The organism is Armatimonadota bacterium (assembly GCA_039679645.1).
GTDB lineage: Bacteria > Armatimonadota > UBA5829 > UBA5829 > UBA5829 > UBA5829.
On sequence record JBDKUO010000015.1, the window covers coordinates 23,751 to 48,797 of the forward strand.

19 protein-coding genes are annotated in these 25,047 nt (G+C 52.1%); 7 read left to right on the top strand and 12 right to left on the bottom strand.

Annotated features, from left to right (window positions below; translation table 11 throughout):
- Positions 1 to 5 precede the first annotated feature (5 nt).
- The gene (locus tag ABFD83_03325; protein MEN6356097.1) at positions 6 to 512 is read left to right on the top strand and encodes a chemotaxis protein CheW; all 507 of its coding nucleotides are present in this window, start codon (positions 6 to 8) and stop codon (positions 510 to 512) included.
- Between the two features lie 745 nt (positions 513 to 1,257).
- Here ABFD83_03325 and gltA read toward each other — a convergent pair.
- The 5 genes from gltA to ABFD83_03350 form a co-directional block, all read right to left on the bottom strand.
- The gene (gene gltA, locus ABFD83_03330) at positions 1,258 to 2,667 is read right to left on the bottom strand and encodes an NADPH-dependent glutamate synthase (GenBank protein MEN6356098.1); all 1,410 of its coding nucleotides are present in this window, start codon (positions 2,665 to 2,667) and stop codon (positions 1,258 to 1,260) included.
- Positions 2,667 to 3,560 (bottom strand): sulfide/dihydroorotate dehydrogenase-like FAD/NAD-binding protein, encoded by an 894-nt coding sequence (locus tag ABFD83_03335; GenBank protein ID MEN6356099.1) that lies wholly within the window; start codon positions 3,558 to 3,560, stop codon positions 2,667 to 2,669. The genes gltA and ABFD83_03335 overlap by 1 nt, the downstream gene beginning before the upstream one ends.
- A gap of 66 nt (positions 3,561 to 3,626) precedes the next feature.
- Complete coding sequence (locus ABFD83_03340) at positions 3,627 to 3,890, bottom strand: DUF2007 domain-containing protein (protein ID MEN6356100.1); 264 nt, start codon at positions 3,888 to 3,890, stop codon at positions 3,627 to 3,629.
- On the bottom strand, positions 3,890 to 4,561 hold the full coding sequence (locus ABFD83_03345) for a hypothetical protein (GenBank protein ID MEN6356101.1): 672 nt from the start codon (positions 4,559 to 4,561) through the stop codon (positions 3,890 to 3,892). The genes ABFD83_03340 and ABFD83_03345 overlap by 1 nt, the downstream gene beginning before the upstream one ends.
- A gap of 38 nt (positions 4,562 to 4,599) precedes the next feature.
- The gene (locus ABFD83_03350; GenBank protein ID MEN6356102.1) at positions 4,600 to 5,010 is read right to left on the bottom strand and encodes a PaaI family thioesterase; all 411 of its coding nucleotides are present in this window, start codon (positions 5,008 to 5,010) and stop codon (positions 4,600 to 4,602) included.
- A gap of 252 nt (positions 5,011 to 5,262) precedes the next feature.
- Between ABFD83_03350 and ABFD83_03355 the strand changes: the two genes are divergently transcribed.
- Positions 5,263 to 5,460: a DUF2795 domain-containing protein gene (locus ABFD83_03355; protein ID MEN6356103.1), complete on the top strand. Its 198-nt coding sequence runs from the start codon at positions 5,263 to 5,265 to the stop codon at positions 5,458 to 5,460.
- 114 nt (positions 5,461 to 5,574) lie between these two features.
- Here the strand turns inward: ABFD83_03355 and ABFD83_03360 are convergent, their stop codons facing one another.
- The 6 genes from ABFD83_03360 to ABFD83_03385 all read right to left on the bottom strand — a co-directional run bounded on the left by ABFD83_03360 (position 5,575) and on the right by ABFD83_03385 (position 14,603).
- A complete protein-coding gene (locus ABFD83_03360) occupies positions 5,575 to 7,209 on the bottom strand; it encodes a phosphoenolpyruvate carboxykinase (ATP) (GenBank protein MEN6356104.1) in 1,635 nt (544 codons plus the stop codon).
- A 27-nt stretch (positions 7,210 to 7,236) separates the two neighbouring features.
- Positions 7,237 to 7,941: a class I SAM-dependent methyltransferase gene (locus tag ABFD83_03365; protein ID MEN6356105.1), complete on the bottom strand. Its 705-nt coding sequence runs from the start codon at positions 7,939 to 7,941 to the stop codon at positions 7,237 to 7,239.
- A 153-nt stretch (positions 7,942 to 8,094) separates the two neighbouring features.
- Positions 8,095 to 10,170 (bottom strand): alpha-L-fucosidase, encoded by a 2,076-nt coding sequence (locus tag ABFD83_03370; GenBank protein ID MEN6356106.1) that lies wholly within the window; start codon positions 10,168 to 10,170, stop codon positions 8,095 to 8,097.
- 139 nt (positions 10,171 to 10,309) lie between these two features.
- Entirely contained in the window at positions 10,310 to 12,313 is a 2,004-nt protein-coding gene (locus tag ABFD83_03375) for a hypothetical protein (protein ID MEN6356107.1), read from the bottom strand.
- Entirely contained in the window at positions 12,307 to 14,055 is a 1,749-nt protein-coding gene (locus ABFD83_03380) for a DUF2207 domain-containing protein (GenBank protein ID MEN6356108.1), read from the bottom strand. Before ABFD83_03380 ends, ABFD83_03375 begins: the two co-directional genes overlap by 7 nt.
- Positions 14,052 to 14,603, bottom strand: coding sequence for a LemA family protein (locus ABFD83_03385; GenBank protein MEN6356109.1), 552 nt, complete (start codon positions 14,601 to 14,603; stop codon positions 14,052 to 14,054). The genes ABFD83_03380 and ABFD83_03385 overlap by 4 nt, the downstream gene beginning before the upstream one ends.
- A 302-nt stretch (positions 14,604 to 14,905) precedes the next feature.
- On the opposite strand from ABFD83_03385, the gene lepA reads away from it, so the two are divergent.
- The 5 genes from lepA to ABFD83_03410 all read left to right on the top strand — a co-directional run bounded on the left by lepA (position 14,906) and on the right by ABFD83_03410 (position 23,556).
- Positions 14,906 to 16,717 carry a translation elongation factor 4 gene (gene lepA / locus ABFD83_03390; GenBank protein MEN6356110.1) on the top strand — a complete coding sequence of 604 codons (1,812 nt, stop codon included), beginning with the start codon at positions 14,906 to 14,908 and terminating at the stop codon, positions 16,715 to 16,717.
- A gap of 122 nt (positions 16,718 to 16,839) precedes the next feature.
- Complete coding sequence (locus ABFD83_03395) at positions 16,840 to 17,664, top strand: abortive infection family protein (GenBank protein ID MEN6356111.1); 825 nt, start codon at positions 16,840 to 16,842, stop codon at positions 17,662 to 17,664.
- Positions 17,665 to 18,179: 515 nt separating this feature from the next.
- Positions 18,180 to 20,909 carry a TIM-barrel domain-containing protein gene (locus ABFD83_03400; GenBank protein ID MEN6356112.1) on the top strand — a complete coding sequence of 910 codons (2,730 nt, stop codon included), beginning with the start codon at positions 18,180 to 18,182 and terminating at the stop codon, positions 20,907 to 20,909.
- A 166-nt stretch (positions 20,910 to 21,075) separates the two neighbouring features.
- Positions 21,076 to 22,794: an MFS transporter gene (locus ABFD83_03405; protein ID MEN6356113.1), complete on the top strand. Its 1,719-nt coding sequence runs from the start codon at positions 21,076 to 21,078 to the stop codon at positions 22,792 to 22,794.
- A gap of 123 nt (positions 22,795 to 22,917) precedes the next feature.
- Complete coding sequence (locus ABFD83_03410) at positions 22,918 to 23,556, top strand: HAD-IA family hydrolase (GenBank protein MEN6356114.1); 639 nt, start codon at positions 22,918 to 22,920, stop codon at positions 23,554 to 23,556.
- Here the strand turns inward: ABFD83_03410 and ABFD83_03415 are convergent.
- Positions 23,545 to 24,990, bottom strand: a complete 1,446-nt coding sequence (locus tag ABFD83_03415) for a glycerol-3-phosphate dehydrogenase/oxidase (protein MEN6356115.1) — start codon at positions 24,988 to 24,990, stop codon at positions 23,545 to 23,547. The two genes, ABFD83_03410 and ABFD83_03415, sit on opposite strands and share 12 nt — an antisense overlap.
- Positions 24,991 to 25,047: the final 57 nt, after the last annotated feature.

Below are 25,047 nucleotides of genomic sequence, written 5' to 3' on the forward strand. Positions count from 1 at the left end.
CAACTATGACCAGTGAAACACGCGATGTTACAACGGATCAGTGGGAGCAAATAGTTGTCTTCGATCTCGCCCACGAGTTCTACGGTGTGGATATCGGGGCAGTCAACACAATCATCCGCATGCAGGAGATCACGCGGATACCACGGACTCCTGAGTTTGTGGAAGGTGTAATTAACCTGCGCGGAAGCATTGTCCCAGTGATTGATCTGCGCAAGCGCTTTGGTCTGCCGGTGGGAGACGCCACTAAATCTTCGAGGATCGTGGTAGTCGAGGCAGCCGGCCAGATGATCGGTATGGTAGTCGATGCAGTTGCCGAGACGCTTCGCCTGTCCGCCGATATGATCGAGCCGCCGTCGCCGGTGGTTGTGAATGCTAATTCCGCGTATGTGCGGGGTGTAGGCAAGCAGGACAACCGTCTGGTAATCCTGATCGATTTGGAGAAGGTTCTCACCGATAAGGAACTGGATTCGCTCTCAAAAGTCGAGAGGCGCTCAGAAGCTAAAGCTGCCTAAACCGTTTGCGTCAATCCATTACAAAGAACGATGGCCGGAGCAGTCTGCTCCGGCCATCAAACCATCATTCCATTATACACATCTATCAATTCTATGAATGCAGCGGTATCACCATCGACGCTTCGCCGCACCAGGTCGGCATCAGTCAATCGGCCCATTCTACGTTCCTGCACATAAGAAGACGTGCTATGCGCGCAAAAGGTTGATGGGCTATGCAAATTGTATGTCTCAGTCTGAATACCATATATTTTTTGTTGCTTCGTGCAGCAGCCAAAATCGTACTGTCCTTCAATCTTCACCAACCCCGCTGCCGAAGCCTCCGAACGCACCTGACTCAGTCTTCCAACACCTGGTACCAGTGTCCATTCGCAACTAGTGAACAACATTTAACTGAAATACCATGGTCTGTTAACCAAATTTTGGCCTAGAAGCCGTCTTATAATTATGGGAGTACATTTTTGTATGCTTCGCGGACGTAGTCCCGAAGCCCCGTGCAGCCGCTCCGGAGCATACGCTCTCGAAGCATCACTGCAAAGGGTAGAAATTGCATATATAAAAAAACAGCCAAAACGAACTCCCCACGCTCAAAAATCCAAATTTCACGCTCAGTTCGTTTTGCAAAAATGCTATAAATATGCAAAAAGGCCGAAGCACCCAGCCCCGGCCCAGTTAATAATCATTATAAAATACTAGATACTAAATTTGTTATGCCTCCAGGTATCCCTACCTGGAGGCAAGCGCATTCTCATACAAGTTTATATTTCTTGCGTATATACCGGTCGATCCCTGCAGCGGCAACCTTGCCTGCGCCCATGGCCGATATGACTGTCGCTTCACCGGTCACTGCGTCGCCGCCCGCGAATACTCCTGGGATGCTGGTCATGCCGGTCTCGGCGTCGATGCAGATTCCGCCCCACTTCTCGCATGTCAAGCCGTCCGTGGTGGTCCTGATCAGCGGGTTCGGGTTCTGACCCAGAGCGACGATGACCGTGTCGCACTCGATCTCAAACTCGCTTCCGGGGACTGCTACAGGCCGACGCCTGCCCGAGTCATCCGGCTCACCGAGTTCCATCCGCAGGCATTCCATTGCCCGCACCGCGCCCTTTTCGTCGCCTATAAAGCGCTTGGGGTTTGTGAGGAGCTTGAAGATCACGCCTTCTTCCTCAGCGTTCTCGGTCTCTTCGGCTCTGGCTGGCATCTCCTCGCGCCCGCGTCGGTAGACAATTGTCACCTGCTGTGCGCCGATTCTCAGAGCCGTTCGAGTGCAGTCCATAGCTGTGTTTCCCGCGCCGATGATGCAGGCCTTCTTGGGCAGCTTGATCGGGGTCGCGTAGTCTTCACGATTGGCGCGCATCAGGTTGATCCGGGTCAGCCACTCGTTGCCTGAGTAGATACCGGAGAGGTTTTCGCCGGGGATTCCCATCAGCTTGGGAGCGCCCGCGCCCGTCCCGACAAACACAGCGTCAAAGCCTTCCTTGAGCAGGTCTTCGAGCTTAAACGTCCGCCCGACAATGATATTCGTGAGGATCGTGACCCCCAGTGACTTCACATATTCGACCTCGCGATCCAGAATCGTGCGCGGAAGCCTGAACTCGGGGATTCCGTAGCGCAGCACGCCGCCTGTCTTGTGCAGCGCCTCAAAGATCGTGACCTTGTAGCCGGTCTTGGCGAGGTCTCCCGCCACGGTAAGCCCCGCCGGTCCGCACCCGACCACGGCTATCTTATATTTGGCAAGGTCAGGGTCCTCGGGCTTGGGAGCGCCGGAGCCGTTTGAGTGCGCAGCCTGATAGTCGGCCGCAAAGCGCTCCAGTCGACCCACAGCCACAGGCTCGCCCTTCTTGCCGAGCACACAAAACTTCTCGCACTGGTTCTCCTGAGGGCACACGCGCCCGCATACGGCCGGCAGTGAGTTGGTCTTCTTGATCTCATCAGCGGCGGCGTTATAGTCCTTTTCTTTGATGTGCTCGATGAACGTGGGAATGTTAACATTTACCGGGCAGCCGGACACACACGGCTTGGCCTTGCAGTTGAGGCAGCGCTCAGCCTCGTCGAGAGCGGTCTGCTCGTCGTAGCCCATGGCCACCTCGTCAAAGCTGGTTATACGCTTGGCCGCGTCCTGATGCGGCATCGGATTTCTTGGTCCGCCCTTGGCCATTACTTGCCACCTCCGTTTGATGAGAATGCCTCTCGCGCAGACTTCTCCTGGTCGAAGTAGAACGACTTGCGAGCCTTGAGCTCATCCCAGTCTACCTGGTGAGCGTCGAAGTCCGGGCCGTCCACACAGGTGAACATGGTCTTGCCGCCGACGGTCACCCTGCAGCCGCCGCACATGCCGGTGCCGTCGACCATGATCGGGTCCAGCGAGACTATAGTCTTTACGCCGTAAGGCTCAGTGGTCTTGGCAACAAAGCGCATCATAGGCAGCGGGCCGATCGCGATCACTATATTGACCGTCTGCTTATCCATGATGTCCTTCAGCGCATCGGTGACCAGGCCCTTGCGGCCGTAGGAGCCGTCGTCCGTGGTGATGAACTGCTCATCGGCGATGGCTGCCATTTCTTTTTCCAGTATGATGAGCGACTTCTCACGCGCGCCTATGATAGTGATCAGATGATTGCCTGCTTTTTTAAGCGCCGCTGCGACGGGCCTGGCGATGGCTGTTCCGACTCCTCCGCCGATCACTACAGCCGTGCCGTAGTTTTCGATGGGGGTGGGGTGGCCGAGTGGGCCGGATATACTGGGTATGTCCTCGCCGACCTTCAGCCCGCCGAGCTCCATTGTGCTGCGCCCGATCTCCTGGAATATGATCGTGATAGTGCCCTTATCGGGGTTCATATCAGAGATGGTCAGGGGGATTCTCTCGCTCTTTTCGCCTGCCCATATCATCACGAACTGCCCCGCCTTTGCAGACCGTGCAATCAGTGGCGCACTGATCTCGAGCAGAGTCAGTACCGGCGAGAGTTTCTCTTTACGGACTATCGTGTTCCTTACGCTGTCGGGAGTCAGGTCCGCAAGCCTGCAAACGCTCCCGTCCGAGTGGTTGCTCATTGAAACCTCCAATAAAATAGTGGAGAGTTGAAAGTGGAAAGTGGAAAGTCCAGAACCACCATTCTCCTAATCCTCTCCCTCAGGAGAGGGGACTTGCGCTTCGATTATTTCTCTGCTTTTATCCGCATATCGCCTGGGCACGACTACATCTCCCCAATAACCCACGCTCGTCTTGAATACCCCATCATACATAGGCACCATGCGCGATTCGAGCACCACGGGTATATTCTCACCCTCAAGTATGCCCTTGACGATATTAGCCGTGACTTCATCGGGCGCTCTGAATACGACTACAAGATTTTCGCCCTGACCATGATCTTCAGTATTCATTATCTCACCCTATTGGTCGCGGACGGATATTTTTTAGCTGTGCCATAAATAAACGCTATTGCAGCAAGCACATTAACAGCCGCCGCGATATTTGCGGATATAGGAATTACACTAACAGACCGCAGACCCAATAATAACAAAGCAAATGCGCCAACATAAATATATTGTCCGATAACCTTGTGGTCCTTCTGATATTGCTCGGGGACATATTTGACCGAACCGGTTATGTACCAAGCATATAGCAGGCTACCAAAGCACATGCAAAAAGTCATATAGGCCTGCAAGAGACTATCGCCACATAAGTTGCACAGCCCTACACCACAAAACACTAATGCCATGAATGCACAAGGTATACGTAAGCTTCCAGATGAATAGCCTTTTTCCCACTTCAGAGATTTTGTCTGTGCTGTGTTTTCTTCAGGCTGATATGCCGAGATCAGTTCAAGACTTTTCTCAATATCCGAAGCCGCGACCGCAACACTGCCCCATTGTCTGGTCTGCATGCGCTCGATTGAGTCCGCTATAGCAGCACGTTCACTCCAGGTTGTCGTCGATGTGATTATGGTAGCAGCAATGCCCTCGCTTTCAAGCAGGCCCGCGACGATATTGGCAGTCGCTTCATCCGGCGCGCTGAAGACCGATATAAGGTTATTGTCCTGGTTCTCGCTCATTGCCGCACCTAATACTGTTACCTATTACTTATCGCCTGCTATCTTGACTTTACCCTCATCATCCGGGCAGTCGCCTCAGCTATGACTTGACCATTCTCGTCAGTCGCGCGAGCGGAGCAGTCGATTATCCGGTGGTTCTCGGAGACTATCCGTCCGGCAAAGCGCAGTCTTGCACCTGTGGGCGCAGGCCGCTTCATTCGCACGGTCAGCTCTGCAGTCACCGCATTGCACCCCAGTTCATATACGGCGCGCGCCATTACTTCGTCCAAAACCGTACAGACTATACCGCCGTGGGTGATACCGAGCCAGCCCTGATGCTCCTTAGCAGGTGTGAAATAGGTGACGTACTCTCCATCCTCCTGCCCGAACTCCAGATGAAGACCGATGGGGTTGGACTTGCCGCATGCGAAGCAGCCGTCGTCATTATTTAGTTGCGAGATCTCACTCATATTATTGTGGTAATTATAGCACAGGAAAAAGAATAGGCAACTGGTCAATCCAATCAGGTAATATTGAGCCCGCCTCGCATACTTTCTTCTCGAAATTGGTACATACTCTGCATGCCGCTGGAACTTACGCTTGTGAATGATTCAAAGGTGGTTTGTAAGCATCGTTCCCGCAGCATCTGAAACAGAGCGGTGACAGTTCCGGGCTCTCAGCTCTCCACTCTCCGCTCTCAGCTATTTCAGGAGGTGCGAACGATGAGAAGCCGAATGGTCAAAAGTACGGCCAACCTGATGGACTTCTTAAAGGATGTGGACTACCCCGCAAGCAAAGACGAGATCATAGCTCTTGCGGAGGATCACATGGTCGCCAAAGATATCATGAGCAGGCTGGACCAGCTCCCGGACAGGGAATATATCAGCCTTGCCGATGTCACCAGCGAGGTGCCTGTTTGAGTCGAAAAGTTAAAAAGTCGAAAAGTCAAAAAGTTAGAAAGTGGGATTGCCAGGGCGGAGGCTGTGTGATTATAGCAACTTTTTGACTTTCAAACTTTCAGACTTTTTGACTAATTAGAATTCTACGGCTGCCTGGATCGCAGGGTCGAGGCCGGGAAGCTGTGCGGCGTATTCTGCTCTGTCGAGCCTGATAGCTGCTATTGAGGCGTCGATACGGTCCTGAGTATAGTGCCGATCCAGGTCGAATTTGGTTATATCCATGCCATCTACATATTCAGGCGTCTGGACCATCCAATTCGCATCCTCTTGCCATTTGATTGTGCCTCTTGCAATGCTTCTTATGATCGAGGCCATTTCGGGTATCTGGACGCGCGTCACTTTTTGAAGCACGCGCCTTGTCCCATCCAGTCCGTGCTCGACTATCTCTCCGACGCCGCCGGTGTTGAGCATATAGCACTCGATTTGGTCGCCATTGGCCTTGAGCATCTGATAGAACCTGTTGCAGTCCTCCGATGCTTCGCCGATGACCAGTGGGCTGGCGCTGATCCCGCGGGTGGGGGTTCCAGGCCCCTGCTGATCACTTCCGGATGCATCAATTGATTCGCTCAGCATAAATGCCACTGCCGCCTGCTCGCATGTAAGCTTGCTTACAATGGGCACAACAGCATTGCTGCGCGTCATAAACACCATAATCAGCCCGTCCAGTTCATCTATCGGCGGCATGTTGATCGAGTCACTGCAGTAGGGCGACAGCGCACCGCGCTGGACCAGGCCATGGCCGTTGGCTGTGAGAGTCCGGTCCTCAAAATAGACGTTGCCGAGGTAGTCGACCATCACATTTTCAAGGATCGCATCCTCCTGGACAGCCGCGTCATAGAGCAGTGGCTGAGTCTCAGGGCTGAGGTTTTCGGTCTTTATATAGAAAGCCTTTTCACTGCCCAGAGCCGATCCGTCACGCTTCCAGAATACTACATCGTCCTGCAATATCTCGATGCCCTCGCCGGGCGCAGTGAGGTCATGATTGTGGCATGAGTGGGTGGTCTTGCCTGTTGCTGCAATCCCGAACATCATCATCCCAAGCTTGCGGATATTTTCTTCTGTGCTGCGCGCTTTGAGGATTTTTGTGCCGGCATGCAACCCGAGCATGCCCTTTTCCTTTGCGCGCCACATTGCCATTCTCAAGAATGCGTTTTTGGCTTCGCCGAAATAATCGGTGCCCAGGACATATGTGACCCCGATCTCAGGAAAGACCAGCACCTGGCGGTCCTTTTCCTGCCACTCGGGGATGAAGACCACTGTCAGGTCGGGTTCACGGTCAGCAATCGGCGGGAAGAGACTCTCCATAACCATATGCGCCACGCGTATGCCGTCCCTGCGATATTTGGAGACGTAAAATGCGCACTGTGGAGTGAAGTCGCTGTCCTTGCCCAACGTGCCGGATGTGTGTACCATAGGAGCTTTTTTCAGATACTCATGGACCGATCTGATTGTCTGCAGCGCGCCTTTTTTGATGTCGCGTTTCTTTTGCGTGTAGACCCCGGTTTCCACGTGCTCGCTGCCCAGATACACTGTGAGGGCCGTGCTGAGGGTCTTGGCAGATGAGACATAGTTGCAGCTTCCGAATACTGTGCGCCTGCAGAACTTCTCTGCGCGCATTTTTATTTCTTCAGGCATCAGGCGCTCTACATTCGGCTGTGCGCCAAGCCCCCCGGCTACAAGTTTTATCTCATCCAGAATTGCTTTATCCAATGGTAAACCTCATGTTTTATCGGCTGCTTATTTTAGGCACTGATAGAACCCGCGGAACCCGGTCTTGCCATATTTCTTATTGACAATGGTAAAACCGGCGCGCTCTATCATGCCTTCCATTATCCAGTCGCAAGTAGGAAACTCATCCCGCATAAGCACAGCCATAATATTACGCCCGTTCGCATCGACGCTGCCTTTATTCCTTTCGATGAGGTCATCGAGTACTTGCGGGTATTGATTGACTTCGAAAGAGAGCACGTGGTCTTCAAAATGCATCTTGCCGCCGGGTTTGAGCATTGCATACATACGATTGACGGCTACCTGTTTCCAAAAGTCGGGCAGATGGTGCAGTGCGCCGCAGCATACCACACCGTCAAGCGGCGTACTCGCATGTTCATAGGTCAGAAAGCCTGCTGTGTGAAATTCGATATTGGTTAGGCCTATTTCCCGAGCCAGTTTTGCAGCCAGATCCGTCATTGCAGGAGAAATGTCTACTGCGATGACTTTTTTACAGCGTGCAGCCGCTGCCATTGCAAATGAACCGAACCCCGCACCGAAGTCCAGAACGACCTTGCTATCATCAAGGTCGAGGTAGTTCAGTATGAAATCATTGACGGCGTCTCTATCCTGGCTGCGGCTTCGCTGCTCATACGCGGCTGCTTCTTGGACCTGGCTGTAATCCGTGCCGAAAGTCTTCACTTCGTCATACAGCCACTCGGGAATTTTGTCCATGCCAATCCTCCACACTGCTACATGACTTTACCACTTAAAGCTGCCGGTGACAAGCCTGCCGGTAAGACCCTAATCGGGCGTTATTTCCTGTTGATGGGTAAGGATCTCCGAATCCTTACCCACAAGCCAGTGCCGGATCTCCGAATCCGGCAACTATGACACTGCGGTAATAATCTCCAGAACCGTATCCACAGGGTCAACACACTCCGCCGGTATCGTGAGATACAGCCCGTCTTCTACATATTTCCACTCAACAGACCTGCCGTCAATGTTCTGCACAGATTTCACTCCATTCGCAAGACCCTTTACAATAACTGTATTCTCTGAGCAGTCGAGAATGTGCAGATATATGCTGTTGTCTTTGCTCACAGCATAACCCCAGGTCTGCTGCGGAAGGTCGGCGGGACGGGTCGAGTAGATCGCCTTTCCATTGCGCTCCATGAACTTCCCGATATCCTTGAGCCTGTCTATCTGCTCAGGTGGAAATTCACCGGATGGGGTGGGTCCGACATTGAGCAGCAGGTTAGCGCCCTTGCCCACCACTGTCACAAGCTGCCGGATCAGCTCTTCCGATGATCGATAGTTCATATCGGATGGAGTGTATCCCCAGTTATCGTTCATGGTGTCGCAGACCTCGATAGGCCAGAAATCACGGCTCGGCTCGGGCATCGGCGACATCACCAGACGCCCCTGGGAGTCATAATTGCAGATGTTGGTCATATCGCGTTCGACTGCTATGAAGTCACAGGACATGACAACCGCATGAGGCTGCTTGCTGCGAATGGTTTCAAGGGCTTTCTGGCCGCGGTAGCGCCCAAGCAGGGAGCCCATGTCGAACCAGAACCCGGCCACGTTGCCATAACGCGAGCAGAGTTCATCGACCTGACCCTCCATGTAGCGGGTATATTCAGGCAACTGGGGAGCGAAGTCGGGGAAATGCCAGTCTATCATTGAATAATAGAACATTAGCTCCATATCGCCCGCCGCGCACGCCTTGCTCAGTTCATCAGCAATATCCCGATGCGGGCCGGTCTTGACTGTGGTGTGGTCCGTCAGGTGGCTGTCGAAGAGGCAGTAGCCGTCGTGGTGCTTCGTGCCGAAAGTCATATACTTTGCGCCGGACTCACTTGCCAACTTAACCCACTGCGCCGCATCGAACTTTTCAGGCTTAAATGTATCCGCCTGGCGGTCATACTCCTCGAAAGGAATATTTTCTCTGAATACCGCCCACTCGCCGTGTCCCAGGATCGAGTACAGCCCCCAGTGGATGAATATACCGAACTTCATATCCTTGAAGTGCTCCTGGTCGGCAGTGAGCGGCGGCCAGTCTGTTTTGAGCGGCCCTTCGATCACTGTTCCCTTCCAGAGGACTTCCGGCGCGGCATAATGCAGGTCCGGCTTAGTGTAGCACCAGTGGAAGAAATCGGTGAGAGTGCCGTCGAATATCGCCCGCTTGGAGTTTGCCCAGGTCTTTTGGTCGCCTGTGGCGTAGTAGAGATACACTTTGTCCTCAAACTCGACCAGGTCCGGGTCCGATGCATTTATACCCTCATCGCCTTCGGCTGTGAGTATCGGGTTGCGCGGGGAGAGTTCCCAGTTTATCAGGTCCTTTGAACGGGTCATATAAGTGTCGAACCGCCAGTCAGGAGTCATATGCTCCAGGTAGAGCATATAGAAATACCCCTCCATATAGCGCAGGCACGGGCAGGCCGTGTAGCGGTCTTTATATGAGCCGGCGTTGGATATCTTCGTCCAGTTGAGCAGGTCTTTGGACTCGGCGAAGAGAATCGTGAACGCTACATATTGCGGGTCGTTGGTCTCATAGGCCATCACAAACCGTCCGTCCGCCCAGCAGACGGATGTGTTGAACAGATGCTCAGTAGGTTCCTGCTCGATCACGAGCTTGCTCTCCCAATGCTTGAGGTCGCCCGAATAAAAGACTGTGACGTCGTTCCAGTCGTTGTTCTCATGGCGGGATGCAAATACATAGAACTTATTGTCATGGATAATCGCGCAGGCCAAGCCATATCCCTGAGCGAACTGTGTGAGTATATCGCCTGTCTCGACATCTTTTATTTGCAGATAATGTGCTTCATTCGGACCCTCGGCAGGGCGGACACACTCCAAAAGCAGCAGCCGGCCGTTATGGACCAGCGGCGTCACTTCCATCATGTTTTTCTGTGTTTCGGGCTGTTTGACCAGACTCATGTTTGCCAGTTGTTTGCTCAATTGCTACCACCACTTCAATTTAGTATTGGGTATATTGTATTGATTATTGTTCTAGTGCGCACAACCCCCTGCTCCCTCTCCTGGGGGAGAGGGTTGGGGTGAGGGCGCACCTGATTTGATATTGAGTATATTGTATTGATTATTTGCTCTCCATGAGCAGTCTCATATGCCAGGGTTCTATACTCGGCAGCACAAATTCCTTGTAGTCTGAAAATGTATTTTTTGCTGTAATAATTGTCTCCTCGCAAGCCATATCGAACACGCTTAACATGTCCTTATCCGTGCGCAGCATTATAGTCAGATCATCGGCGACATCATGGCTGGAATTGGTGAAAACAACCGCCTGCCTGCCGTCATTGGTCCTGCGCGCCCAGAGATTGATCTTGTGATATGAGCTGATGTACGCGGCGAGCCTGTCTTTGCTGAGCCAGCGCATCAGCGACTTGATCTGTGCCGACTTTGAATACTCCTGCACAAATGTCCATGGGTAATACCCCGCAACGCATACCCGCCCGCCCAGAGCGTTCTCATATATACCCATACAGCAGTTTGAAAGCTCTTTGCCTGAGTAGTCGACCAGCCGGGTGAGTATGCCGCAGGCGTCTTCCTTTGGTATGAGCCTTGCAGCCGGGCAAAGCCAGGACAAAAAAGACTGTCTGCAGTCTCGCATGCTCCCGGCAAGATCACTATTGATCGGGTGATCGACAAACTCCTCGATCCCGTCATGATCGACATAGCCATCTACGTCGAAGCCCGTGAAGCGCCCATAGCCCAGCTTGTTCAGACACTCCAGAGCCTTTGCGTCCATGTAGACCCCGGAGGAGAGTATCTTGAGGATTGTCTGATCATCCATGGCAAGAGCGCTCTCCGCCGTAAGAGCCGTGATCTGAGCGTGGTCGAGAGAGTAGGCGGCGGGCAGCCCGAGTTCCAACAGCTCGGATGCGTGCGAGCCGGACGTGCCGGGGTGATCGCAGTTGAGCCAGTCACCCTCGCCTGTGATGAAGCCGTTCTTGTTCCAGCCGGTGTATATCCCCTCGGGCGCAGACCTGCCCATTGTCCCTGCCAGCAGATCGTAAAACGGCCTGCTTGCGGCAATGCGTTCGAGTATGGGCTTATATTGATGCAAGTGTGGGTTGGCTCCGGCCCTTGCATTAGCCGTCAAAACATTGAAAGCAGTGCCGGTGCAGCCTGCTGCTATGTGCGAGGCAGCTTCCAGAGCGGTGGCGTGCGCGCTCTTTTTGAGCGCCTGATACGGGAAGTTTTCGATCTCGGACTGAATGCACTCTACCCATGGCGGCAGGAGTGATACCTGACGGCCAATATCTTGAGACTTACCTGCCAGCTCGCTCATCCGGTCATCGGCGTAAAAGCCTCCGCCCGGCCTCCACAGGACAGGTGTATTATCAGGTCCGGCGAGAGTCTTTGCCCACCTGTCAAAATCATAGCCTTCGAAGAACCGGTCACCGGTCATAAAACCCAGGGGCATACTCGGCTCAATCTTATGCACTGTCTTTTCGATGAGTTCGAAGAGCCGGTTTATTGTGCTTCGGTTATGTTCGATCCAGAGTTTTCGGATGTCCGTCTTGCCGCTGTTGAATGCCTCTGCCAGAGACTCCCGGGTAAACCTTGTGCCCGATTCGGACTCGAATATGCCAAGGCAGTTATCGCAGAAGCAGCCGTTTCCTATGGGCATGTGTCCAAAACGGATGTCATCGTCTATCCAGATGTAGTCCGGCCTGCACGATGCAATTATCTCAGATAGCTGCCTGATGTAGTCGCGCGCTTGCTCATCATTAGGGCACAACACTGCTCGCGATACATCGCCGTGTATATTGGTCATCCGGCTAAAGTTGCCCGTGAGAGAGCCAGTGAGGTTTTCTTCATGATGGCCGATAGTCGTAAGAATATTTACACCCGCGCCATAGCCATGACTGCGGATTGCGGTTAACCTGTCGGTAATAATGGGCGCGCGCTGCTGCATGCTCTCAAGTGAAAGAGGAGCGTGCGTATCCGAAGTGAATAACACTATGTCATCAGTGATGCCGCCGAACCCGTCAAGCAGGTCCAGCAGTTCGCCGAAGAAGTCCTCGTCCATCCACAAAGATGCGCAGATCCTAAATGAGACTGATGATCTATCTACCATCCGCCGCCACCTCCTCCGCCGCATCCGCCGCCGGAGAAACCGCCTGAAAAACCGCTGCCGCCACCGAAGAAGCTTGAACCGCCACTGCCGTTTGACCTTGGCTGTGAAGCCATATTGCTGCCCCAGCTATATGTGGCGACATTCAAGTCATGGGCGAAAATTGTCGGGTGGAATGTGCCGTCATAGCCCTCATACCATTCAGGTGGTTTGGTCTGCAGCCCATCAAATGCCTGCGCCCATCTCTCGGCGATATCGAGCGCTATAGCATACGGCAGGAATTTCTCGAAGTAGCCCTGCCTCTCCTGATATTCGATCTCGGCTCGCTCTGCGCGCGAAAGATACTCCTCAAAACCCTTCACGCCAAGCAGTGCATCCTTACCTTTAGCGGTCTTTTTGGGCATGACCCAGGAGGAGATTGCCAGCATGACCCCGCAGACCGCTATTGCGAATACCCAACCTACTGATATATGCAGCGGCATATCACCTGAACTGAGTATGAATCCTCCGAAAAATCCAAACACTGCAATTGGCGCTCCTATGCCCAGATAGCTCTTGCGGACCCGGTCCGGCCTGCTGTTGAAATAACCCCGTTCGACCATCGAGTCATAAAGCATATCCTGCAGGAGCGGAATATGGGCATAAAACTTTTGGGCAAGGCTCGATACAATGCAGAAATCCATGCCATTAAAGAGGGCATTGATGAGCAGTTTATCAAAATCGCTGAGATTTTGGTCTTTCTTGATTTCATCATTCGGTTTTGTGAGTCTGAGAGTGTAATCGGTTTTTGTCGAGATGAAACTCTTCACCTTCTCGGATTCGATCTTGATATATCCTCGCACCGCAAGGTCTATAATCGAGGCGGTTATATCCCGCATATCGACGCGCTCGTCTATCAATGTGCCGATCTCCGCCGGGCTCATACTCTCCGGTGGATCATAGACAGTCATCTCGCTCTTGCCGGTATCGGGGTCGCGCCCTTCTTTGAGCCATAGGAGCCACAGACCAAGCAAGAAGATAGGTGGCAGGAAGAAATAGCCGTTGTCCGAGACGAACCACTTCGCCTCCTGCGAAAAGCTCGGCTGGATCACCAGACCTTTCGGCCAGCCTACGACTATAGTCATCGACTCGCCGGGGTTGATCGCACGTTTCATCCAGAACCTGGCCGTGCGGCTGTCGGCAACGTCGCTGAAGCCGTCCGAGCTTGTGGAGCCGAACGCGCCGGTGTATGAAGCCGTCCGGATCGAGTTGGCTTTTGCACCGTTTGGGATAGTCACTACGCAGGTCGCGTTATTGACCGGCACTTCCCACTCCGGCCCGACTACATTCAAATATACCTCGTCGTAATCGTCAAAGAAATGCACAGCCCGCCAGAGCTTATATTTAATGACATACGTCTTCGGCCTATCCAACAGGATATCGGCATCGCCTATTCTTATGTCGATCTTTCCGCCTGAAGCCGTCTGCTTGTATGTCTGCGCTGCGCCCGTATTGTCAGTTACGCTAAGGGTTGTTTCTCTGATTCGATAATTGTTGCCGTATCTGTCCTTGCCCGAAAGTGGAATGTCGCGATAGATACCGTGATGCGGATCGTTCGTGAAGTCTGCAGTGATGGTCTCGGCGACTATCACGCCGCCGTCTTTTTGAATATCCAAGCGCGTGTCGTAACTTGTGATCTGCCACGCCATTACCGGTGTAGTGTAAAGTAGAGCAACTGCGATCAGAACATGCTTGAGTGTCTTCATCGCTCCTCCATTTTGATATGCGGTGACTCTCTCTCATCGTCCGCCGCGCCGAAATATTCCTGTCTGCCGAACCCGAACCAGCCCGCGACCAGGTTGGACGGAAACATCTCGCACTTTGTGTTTATATCGCGCACCACCGCGTTGTAGTATCGGCGGGCGTATTGGATGTGGTCCTCAATATCTGTAAGCTGCTTTTGGAGGTCGCGGAAGTTAGCGTCGGCCTTAAGCTCAGGGTAACTCTCAGCAACAGCAAATATTGACTTTATCGCGCCGGATAGATCGTTCTCAGCGCCTGCCTTCTCACCTATGCCTTCAAGTTGAGCAGCTTTTGCCCTGAGATTTGCTACATCCTCAAACACACTCTTCTCGTGGGAGGCGTAACCCTGCACAGCCGCCACAAGGTTCGGCACGAGGTCATGCCTGCGCTTGAGCTGGACGTCCACATCTGCCCAGGCGTTTCTCGCTCTGTTGCGCAGCGATGCGAAGGCGTTATAAGTCAAAACAACATAAACAAGTGCCGCGAATATGACACCTAAAATTATCCACATATTGATACCCCATTGGATATTTGCCGTTGAGTGCTATTCTTCCTGCTGAATATATTGAATCTGTTACAAGCCATCTTTGTTGTAGTGGCGAAGCAATTGCCCGGTAAGGTTGGTTGATCCTTGGGCTTTAATCGCAATTGCTTCGCCCTGAAGCACATTCCGTCGTGGGTGAAGCATTTGCGGCGAAATTTCAGAAGCTTACGTAAAGCGAATGGCAAATGCTTCACTCCTACATGTACAACAGGCCTCAAGTTCTACGTTCTGCTTCCCTGAGAGTCCTTAATCTGATAAAATATACAGTAATGGACAACTCTCAATCGCACATACGCAATTTTTGCATTATAGCTCACATAGACCACGGCAAGTCAACCTTAGCTGACCGCATACTCGAGTTTACCGGCGCGGTGGATCCCAAGAACATGAAAGAGCAGCTCCTGGACGGAATGGACCTGGAGCGCGAACGCGGGATCACGATCAAGATGACGGCAGTCCGGCTCGAATATAAGGCCAAGGATGGCAATACCTATGAGCTCAACCTTATCGATACGCCCGGTCACGTCGATTTTGCCTACGAAGTATCTCGCTCACTGGCTGCATGCGAGGGCGCGGTGCTGGTGGTAGACGCCTGCCAGGGTGTGGAGGCGCAGACACTCGCCAACGCCAACCTTGCGATGAACCACAACCTCGAGATCATCCCGGTGATCAACAAGATCGATATGGAACGCGCCGACCCGGATAGAGTGGCTGATGAGATCGAGAGCGTGCTTGCTATAGACGCGACCGACGCCATTTTGGCGAGCGCTAAAATGGGGATCGGCACACAGGATATACTCGAAGCGATTGTGACGAGGGTCCCGCCGCCGTCGGGCGACCCGGCAAAGCCACTGCGCGCGTTGATTTTTGATTCCCATTTCGACCAATACCTGGGAGTAGTGGCATATGTTCGTGTGGTCGACGGTGAGATCAAGCCCAACATGCGTATTCAGATGATGGCCAGCGGCAAGGAGTTTGAAATCGCGTCCGTCGGCATTTTCAAGCCCGATATGGTCGCTACGGATAGCCTTGGCGCGGGTGAGGTCGGATACATCACTGCCGGTATAAAAAACGTTGGGGATACTCGGGTCGGCGACACCGTAACCGACGCCTCTCGTCACGCCGACAAGGCTCTTCCGGGCTATCGCGAAGTGCAGCCGATGGTCTACTGCGGGCTCTACCCGACAGATTCACAGCAGTATACCGGTCTTCGCGACGCTCTATCCAAGCTCCAGCTCAACGATGCGGCTCTCACATATCAGCCTGAAAGCTCAGCCGCTCTCGGTTTCGGCTTTAGATGCGGATTTTTGGGGTTACTGCATATGGAGATAGTGCAGGAGCGCCTGGAGCGTGAGTTCGACCTAAACCTGATCGCTACAGCCCCCAGCGTTATCTATCGCGTGCTCAGGACTAACGGCGAAGTGATCGATATAGACAACCCCAACGACCTGCCAGAGCCGACTGAGATCGATGCAGTTGAGGAGCCTTACGTCAACGCGTCGATCATCGTGCCCAAGGACTATGTCGGCGTCACAATCGAGCTTTGCCAGGAGAGGCGCGGGCTGTATCAGTCCATGGATTATCCCGCTGCCGACCGAGTAATGATCCTCTTCAAGCTCCCCTTGGCTGAGATATTGATGGACTTTTTCGACGCGCTTAAGAGCCGCACGCGGGGATATGCGTCGTTCGACTACGAGTTCGCAGACTACGAAAAGTCTCAACTGAGCAAGCTCAACGTGTTGCTTAACGGCGACCCTGTGGACGCGCTCTCGTTCATAACTCACCGCGACCGTGCCTATACCCGTGCGAAGGTCCTCGTCGAAAAGCTGCGGGATGTGATCCCGCGCCAGCAATATGAGATCAGGGTGCAGGCAGCCCTGGGTCACAAGATAATAGCCGCGGCCACTGTCCGCCCATACCGCAAGAACGTCACTGCCAAGTGCTATGGCGGCGACATCACCCGAAAGCGCAAGCTCCTTGAAAAGCAGAAAGAGGGCAAGAAGCGCATGAAGTCCATAGGCAGCGTAGAGGTGCCTCAGGAGGCTTTCATGAGCGTGCTCAAGATAGGCGACGATAAGTAGCGGAGAGTTGAGAGTGGAGAGCAGAGAGCCCGGAGGAGAATGGTGGATGCGTAAGCTCTTCTGTTTTTGGGATGAGGCATACCTGATGTTTTTTAGACTACTAGCAATGGAGTTGGAATCAAATGGCGAGAGACATTGTAAGCAAGGCCACACGCGCTGAATTCCGAGAGTGGTTAGTTGGTTTTTATCTTAGAGAAATCGAGGATATTTTTAATGCTGCTGGTGTAGAATGTGATTCTGACTATGAACCCTGCATATCAGGTATGCGGCGAAGTCTTGTTGAACAGTATTACCACTCTGTTGATTGGACAAATTGGAAGCAGGTTCAGCCTGTCTTGGATGCATATGAACAGATAATGATTCACATGCCGGAAGACAAACGAGGAAACTGCGAAAAGTTGCTCCTGCGTGATGGTCTTCAATTCGATGGTATACGTATAGCTCGAGTACAAAATAGGGTTGTGGCTGAGGACAAACTGCAGCAAATAGCCGATAGTCTGGAATTGGCCATTATCAATGAGCAAGTTGCACGATTACGGGGAGCCATTGAAGATGATCCTGCGCTTGCTATTGGCACCGCAAAAGAATTATTAGAGTCTGTATGCAGAGGAATAGCTCACGAGTGTGGTCATGTTCTGAATGGCAAAGAAGACATACCTTCGCTAGTTAAATTGTGTTTGAAGTCGTTGCGTATGGCACGTGAGGACATTGAGGAAAGTAAAAAAGGGGCAGATGCTCGAAAACAAATTGCGAGTGGCCTTGCTGCAGCATGCCAGGGAATTACTGAGCTTCGGAATGTATATGGCACCGGGCATGGACGTGGCCCAAATGCTGTTAGTGCTGTGACTCGGGATGCACGTCTGGCAGTGGGGACAGCGACAACTCTTGGCGTGTTTCTTGCAGAGGTGTGCGAAGCCAGACGAGGATTGATTAATTCTAACGCGTAATGCGGATTAGAATACATAATCGTTTCTTCGGGCAGCAGCAAATAGCCGCCAATCCTGACGCTTATAATCAAGCCCCGCTGCCGGAGCCGACGAACGCACTGCCTAACCCGAAATGCCATAATCCCAGAGGTCCTTTGCTTCACATTGCTTCATGCCATGAAGTAAAGGCTAAAGCCTAATTATGCTTGCTTCAAACAAAGGTTCGGGCGGGTTTACTGTGGGTGCGTGTCAAATGTGGGGAAATTCGCCAACGTTGTAGGGGCGACAGCATTTGCCCCCTAATGCCGTTTTGCGTAGTAATCTCAAATGCAAATGCTTCGCCCGAACCCACCGCCTAGGGTGAAACATTTGCGGCGAATTTTCAGAAGCTAACCGAGTTTTATTGGCAAATGTTTCACCCCTACTAAGATATGACACGCGCCCTTTTGCTGTTGCTGTTGTGCTCTGGACACTCCTATTCTATTTTGATAACATAATGCTACTCAGGTTTCGCCATTAAGGAGAGAAATATAAAGATGTACAAAGATTATACATGTATTATGATGCGATACGTTGTTTTGTGCTCGATTGCCGCTGCGATTTTCGTTCAGAGCCCGGTGGCAGCGAGTGTTATTCGTGATGGCAACAAGGTTACATGCGGTCCGGCGCGTTTCGAAGTCTTATCTCCCAGCCTTGTGCGCATGCAATATGCGCCGGGTGGGTTCATAGACTCAGCTACTGCAGTCGTAACGAACCGAAGCATGAGAGATGAAAGATTTACCGTATCGAATACTGGTGAATGGGTTCGCATCGATACTAAAGAAATGTCAGTATTTTATAAACCGGATTCGGGCAAGTTTACGGCTGCTAATCTGCTTGTTACATGGCGCAATAAAAGTCAAAAATGCCAGTGTATGCCGGGAAGTAAGGACGACGAGAATCTGGGCGGTCCGTTCGGCAGCTTTAATGATATATATAGGTTAACCGCGCCGGGGGAAAAAATGCCGGATTTCCCGTCCGGCATGCTCAGCAAACGCGGCTATTATTTGCTGGACGACAGCAAAACCCCTGTATGGGACACAAAATCGAACTGGATAGCTCCACGCACTGATAAGGCTGCGCAGGATTGGTATTTTTTTGTATACGGCAATGACTATGCTAGTTTCTACAAACAATATATTGCACTTGCCGGAAAGATACCTATGATACCCAGATACGCATTTGGCGCATGGGTTACTGACCTGAACTTTGAATATCACGACGAAAAGATCAAAGAAGATTATCTCTACTCGATAATCGAACGGTTCAGAAAAGAAGATATTCCTCTTGATGTTATGGTGCTGGATTTCGGATGGCATCTTTATGGATGGTACGGCGGTCTTGATTGGAGCCCCATCATATCCGATCCTAAGAAATTCGCGGACACACTCCACAAGTCCGGAATAGAGCTAACGTTAAACGACCATCCCAGCTGCGGACTGTATTACAAAGACACCCGGATCAGCGATATAATTAAAAAATCTGATCTGGTCGATCCGGCGATTTTCAATGTCGAACAAATAGATAAAGATTGGATGTTCAATACGGACCCGACAGCAGAAGGCCAGACGCAAAAGTGGTTCTCCACGGAATATGACGACAGCAACTGGCACACAATCGCAAAAATGGGAAGATGGGAAAGCAATGGATTCCCCGGCTATGACGGCATAGGCTGGTATCGAAAATGGGTCGAGATTCCTGAGAGCTTCAAAAACTGGCCTGTGTATATTGAGTTCGGCGGAGTGAGCGATGAATATGATATTTATGTAAATGGAACCTATATCACTCACTACGGTTCAGCGGGGAAAAGCAGCAACAGGACTCTGACTTCAACCGACATAACCCATTATATCAAGAAAAACGCAAAAAACCTCATCTGCCTTAGGGTAAACAACTGGGGCGGCAATGGGGGTATGACAAAAGGGCCCGTGATGCTGACCGCTAAGGCCGGAATGCCGAACGTGTATTTCAACCTGGCGCGCAAGCAAGATGCCAAGCTGTGGATGGATTATCATAACTCTATCATGGATGATGGAGTCGATTTCTGGTGGATTGACGGAGACTATGCCCGCATGGACGGCTTGAATTCACAGATGTGGACAAATAAGGTATATTATGATGCTCAGCAGCAGCACACTGGTAAAAGGACCTTAATCTTCAGCAGATATGGAGGTCCGGGCTCGCACAGATATCCGGCTTTCTTCACCGGCGACGCTTACTCCAACTGGAAGACTCTGACGAGCGAGATACCTTTCACGATAAAGGCAGGAAACACGCTCGCTCCATATGTTACACACGACATAAGCGGCTTTTTCGATAAGCTTACGGACGACTTCGAGCTATACGCCCGTTGGGTCGAGTTCGGTGCGCTCAGTCCTATGCTCAGGCTCCACAGCGCGCATGAGAACCCTGTGGAAGGTAATGTCCGCCTGCCTTGGGTTTATGGTAAGCAGGGGACAGACCTTTGCCGCAAGTTCTTTAAGCTCAGATACAGCTTGATCCCTTATTACTACACACTCGGTCGCCAGGCATACGAAACAGGCATGCCGATCGTTCGCGGGCTGTATCTTGAATACCCGGATATTGAACAGGCATACAGGTTTGACGAGTATTTGCTAGGAGAGAGTATTTTAGTAGCGCCTATCACAAGCCCAGGAACGAATGGCACGGCTACAAGAGATATATATCTGCCGCCCGGTGGTTGGGTGGACTACTTCAGCGGCAAAGTATATAACGGTAATCAAACAATCAGCTATGAGTGCCCGCTTGATGGTATGCCGATATTTGTTAAGCAGGGGTCTATTATTCCCAAGCAGCCTGATATGGACTATACAAGCCAGAAGCCGGTCGATCCGCTCATTCTGGATGTTTATCCCGGGAGATCGACTTCATTTACGCTGTATGAGGACGACGGGTCATCATTGGATTATAAAAATGGCAAGTTTGCCCGCACAGCAGTTACGCTGAAGCAAGATGCAAAGAAGAATGAATATACAGTCACGATCGGGCCGGCTAAAGGACGATATGCAGGGCAGCCTCAAAGCAGAAGCTACTTAATCACCATGCGCCTTGGTCAGAGACCGCAGCGTGTTATTGCAGATGGAAAAAGTCTTGCTGAAGGCAAGAGCGACACTCAGAGTTGGCAATGGGATGAGGTTAACAAACTTGCTACAATAAAATTGCAGACAAGTTCGATATCCACCAAACAAAGCATTATAGTGCAGTAGGATTTATTCTATTTTCATGGGAATGGCAGTGAGCTTGGTCAGCAAAGCTGTCATTCCCGGCGCTATTTTGAATCTGAATTAAGTGTTCAGCCAGTTTGACTTGCCACAGGTGATCGTGATAACCTTGTTCGAGTAAATTACGCTTGAAATCTCAACCATGAGGTAAATGTTGGCTTTCACCCTCTCAAACATTCGCAGATATATACACGACTACAAATCGCTGCTCTGGCTTGGTCTGGCGTGTCTTTTTGCAGAGCTGGGCTACGCGATATTGAACCTTTCAGCTCTGCCGATGTATGTCAAGTTCAGCCTGAACAGGGGCGCGGAATGGGGGATCATACTCAGTACATTTCTGCTTACCGAGGCTCTATCGAGGCCGCCCGCGGGCGCATTGGGCGACAGAATAGGCAGAAAACCCCTGATGATTGCAGGGCCTTTAATCACAGCAGGCACCGCATATCTCACGATAGTCCTGCACGGCCCATACGTCATATTCGGACTGATCGGTCTGAGGGCGATAGATGGTCTCGGCAGCGGCGCTCTGTGGACCAGCGCATTTGCTGCAGTAGGCGATGTAGTCGGTGAAAAGAACCGCAGCGCCGCGATGAGTGTATTGAACGTTACATATATGGGTGGTCTTGCGCTCGGGTTCGTGATGGGCGGCGCGGCGAACGAGCTTTTCGGCACGTATACAGCGTCGTTTTATCTTGTCTCGATACTGCTGATATTGTCGGCTTTTGTAATGATTGTCTTTTTGCCCAGGAGCCTGGGCAAGGGGCATCATGCCGAACCACTGCATGGCGAGGCTATGGAATTACCTGCTCTCGAAGACCCGACCGAGTTTAAGTTCACGCACCTCCTGCGCAGCTTCCGCGAGGTGCCGGACATGGTTGTGCTGGCGCTGGTTACTTTTCTTGGAATGGGCATGCTCACCCCTATCGTCAAGCTCTATGCAGTCGAGCATCTTGGTATGACCGAGACTCAGTTCGGCCTGCTGGTTGCTCCTGTGGCAGGCGCGATGGGGATATTTGCCGTCCCACTTGGCAGGCTCGGCGATAAATTCGGAAAGTGCACTGCAGTCGCTTATGGAATACTCTTCAGCGCAATTGCGATGTGGGTGGTCGCGCTATTTAGAAGCATAGTGATATTAGGGGCTGCGGCCGTGGTGATCGGGCTTGGCTTCACGGTGGCTTTCCCCGCCTGGAATGCGCTGGTAGTTACGGTGACGCCGAGGGAGCGTCGCGGCGAAGTGCTCGGCGCGGTCGGTCTGGCGCAGGGTCTGGCCGCGATTGTGGGCGCGAGCATAGGGGCATTTGTATACTCAAGCGATGTGCTCAGTTTCCCCAGGCTCGGTATTGTAAACTACAATGTGCCGTTCTGGTTAAGCGCCGCCCTGCTTACTGCCGGTTCAATAGTCACATTCTTATGGACATGCAAGCGCCATGCTCACATAGAGCCTAATGGCCTGGTTACTGACCGTCAGCGCAGAAACGTCGTGATACTTGCGATAGCCGGCCTGCTGGTTCTTGCATCCTGGATAGGCTATCGATATACCACCCCGGAGCCGCCCGACAGGGTCGCATGGGAGTGGGTCAAGTATTTGGCGAGCGGCAAGCAGCAGAAAGCTCTGCGTCTTACGAGCGATGAGCCTGCCGCCGGTTGTGACGGCAGTTTGGCTACTCGTATCAATGTAAATACATATCGATCATGGAGGATCAAGAAGCAGGCGAGGTATACTGTCATGCTTCCCGATCAGGTGACCGATGACCGTGCCGATGTGCCTGTGAAGTTCACCTTCCCAGGCGGCAAAACAATTGTTCAGCATATAATTCTATACAAGACAGGCTCGAAACAATGGAAAGTCTGCCGGGTGATGAGTAAGTAGTAGAAGCTGAAAGTGGAAAGTGGAAAGCCCGGAATAGCAGCTTTCAGCTTTTCGCTTATTTGACCAGCCTAATGATCATGATCGGCTTGTGATTATATCCCTGTTATGTGATAGGTGAATAGGTTGAACTTATTCTTTGACCTTGACGGCACACTAACGGACCCCAAAGACGGTATTGTAAGATCAATCAACTTTGCGCTCAGCAAGTTCGATCTGCCGGTTTTTGAGCCTTCATCACTGGAGCGCTTTATAGGCCCGCCGCTCATGGACACATTTCAAGTTTTGCTCGATACTGATGACCGCGCAACTCTAATGCAGGCCGTGACCTGGTATCGGGAGAGGTATGTGGTCAAGGGCTATCTGGAGAATCACGTATACGAGGGCATTCCTGAGCTTTTATCGAGTCTGCAGCCTAACCATCGCCTGTTTGTCGCAACCTCAAAGCGGCAGGATATTGCGGCAAATGTGCTTACTCATTTCCGGCTTGCATCGTTCTTTACTGCCATATACGGCTGCGATGTGGACCTCTCGAAGGCCGATCTGCTAAAACAAATTCTGCATGAGCAGTCTATCAATCCGCCCGGCTGCATTATGATAGGCGACAGGAAGCACGACATAGAGGCTGCGCGCGCTAATGACATATCGTCAATGGCGGTGTTATGGGGTTACGGATCACATGAAGAACTCATCAGTGCAGATTATATCGCAAGTACCCCGTCTGAAGTGTCAAGTTTGATCTATTCCACTCTTTCAGCCCGCTAGCTCTTCCTGCTTACGCGCATCGTCCCAACCGAGTATATCCGCCATCCAATCGGCAACCTGCTTTTTAATCTCATCCGCATTTGTGCAGTAGTATGCCCAACCGGCGCGCCGCACCATTACGTCGCTAAGATGAACCGCCCACTCGTTTTTGCAGAAGTGATCGACCAGATCGCGTGACGGCTCCGGCGGCACTATTGCACTGATGCCGACGGTCTCTTCAGTCGGAAGCAGAGGCTGCTGGGCAGTCACACACGCCGTTCGAGGCCGTCCGAGATATTTTTCGATACGGTCGACTGTCTGCTCTGCCATAAGCCGGTAGGTTGTGAGCTTGCCCCCGCCTACATCCCACCATCCCGGTTGCGGCGAGACAATCAGGTGCGAGCGCGAAATATCCGACGGTCTGCCTTTCTTATCCGCGATGAGCGGCCTCAGTCCGGCCCATGCGCTGATAATGTCTTTGCTGCTGAGTCCGATTTCCGGAAATGCCCGGCCAATCGTCGCGATAATATAGTCCACGTCTTCTTGTTCAACGGCTACATCTTCGGGCCTGCCGTTATAGTCCGTATCAGTCGTACCAAGGATCACTCGATCTCCCCAGGGGATCGCAAAGAGGATTCTGGAGTCTTCTATAACCACTACCGCATCGGGAACCGGCAGGCGCTTGCGGCTGATGACAAGATGAACGCCTTTCGTCGGTCGCAGGCTGATTACGCTATGATCGAATTGCTCTTCCCATGGGCCTGTAGCATTGACCACACATTTGCTTGTCAGCTCAAATGTTTCGCCCGTGATGCTGTCCGCAAGAGACAAGCGCCATACGTTAGCTTCAGGCTTCGCGCTGATCAGACGGCAGTAGTTTAATACACTTGTGCCCGATTTTGCCGCCGAGCGCAGCGTATCCGCCACCAGGCGGGCGTCATTTGTCAGCCCATCATAGTAGAACACACCTCCGGTGAGCCGGTTCTTCTCGATGTCGGGCAGCAGAGCAGTCACTTTCTTTGGTGTGAGCGAACGTGACTTGCCGAGATTTCTTCCCCCACAGAGGATATCGTATATTTTCACTCCGATCCGCAACTTCCAGAGTGCCCACTGGTCGAGTAAAGACGCTTTGTACGTAGGGAAAATAAACCCCAGCGGAGCGGAAATATGAGGAGCGATTCTGTTTACTATACATTTTTCCACACTGGCTTCGTAAACGAGTTCTACACGTCCCTGCGCAAGGTATCGCAGTCCTCCGTGCAATAATCGACTGGACTTGCTGCTGGTGCCTGATGCAATGTCATACTGCTCGACGAGAGCACATTTTAGTCCACGAAGTCCGGCGTCACGCGCAATACCGGATCCGACAATTCCACCGCCTGCAATAACCAGATCGAGTGTGTTTTCCTGCAGTTGTGCAATAGCGCGTTGACGCTCGGCAATATCCTGTATCATTTGATGTATCCTCGCGGTTAAGAGATTTCCCGTACAAAAAAGAGGGAACTTCCTGCG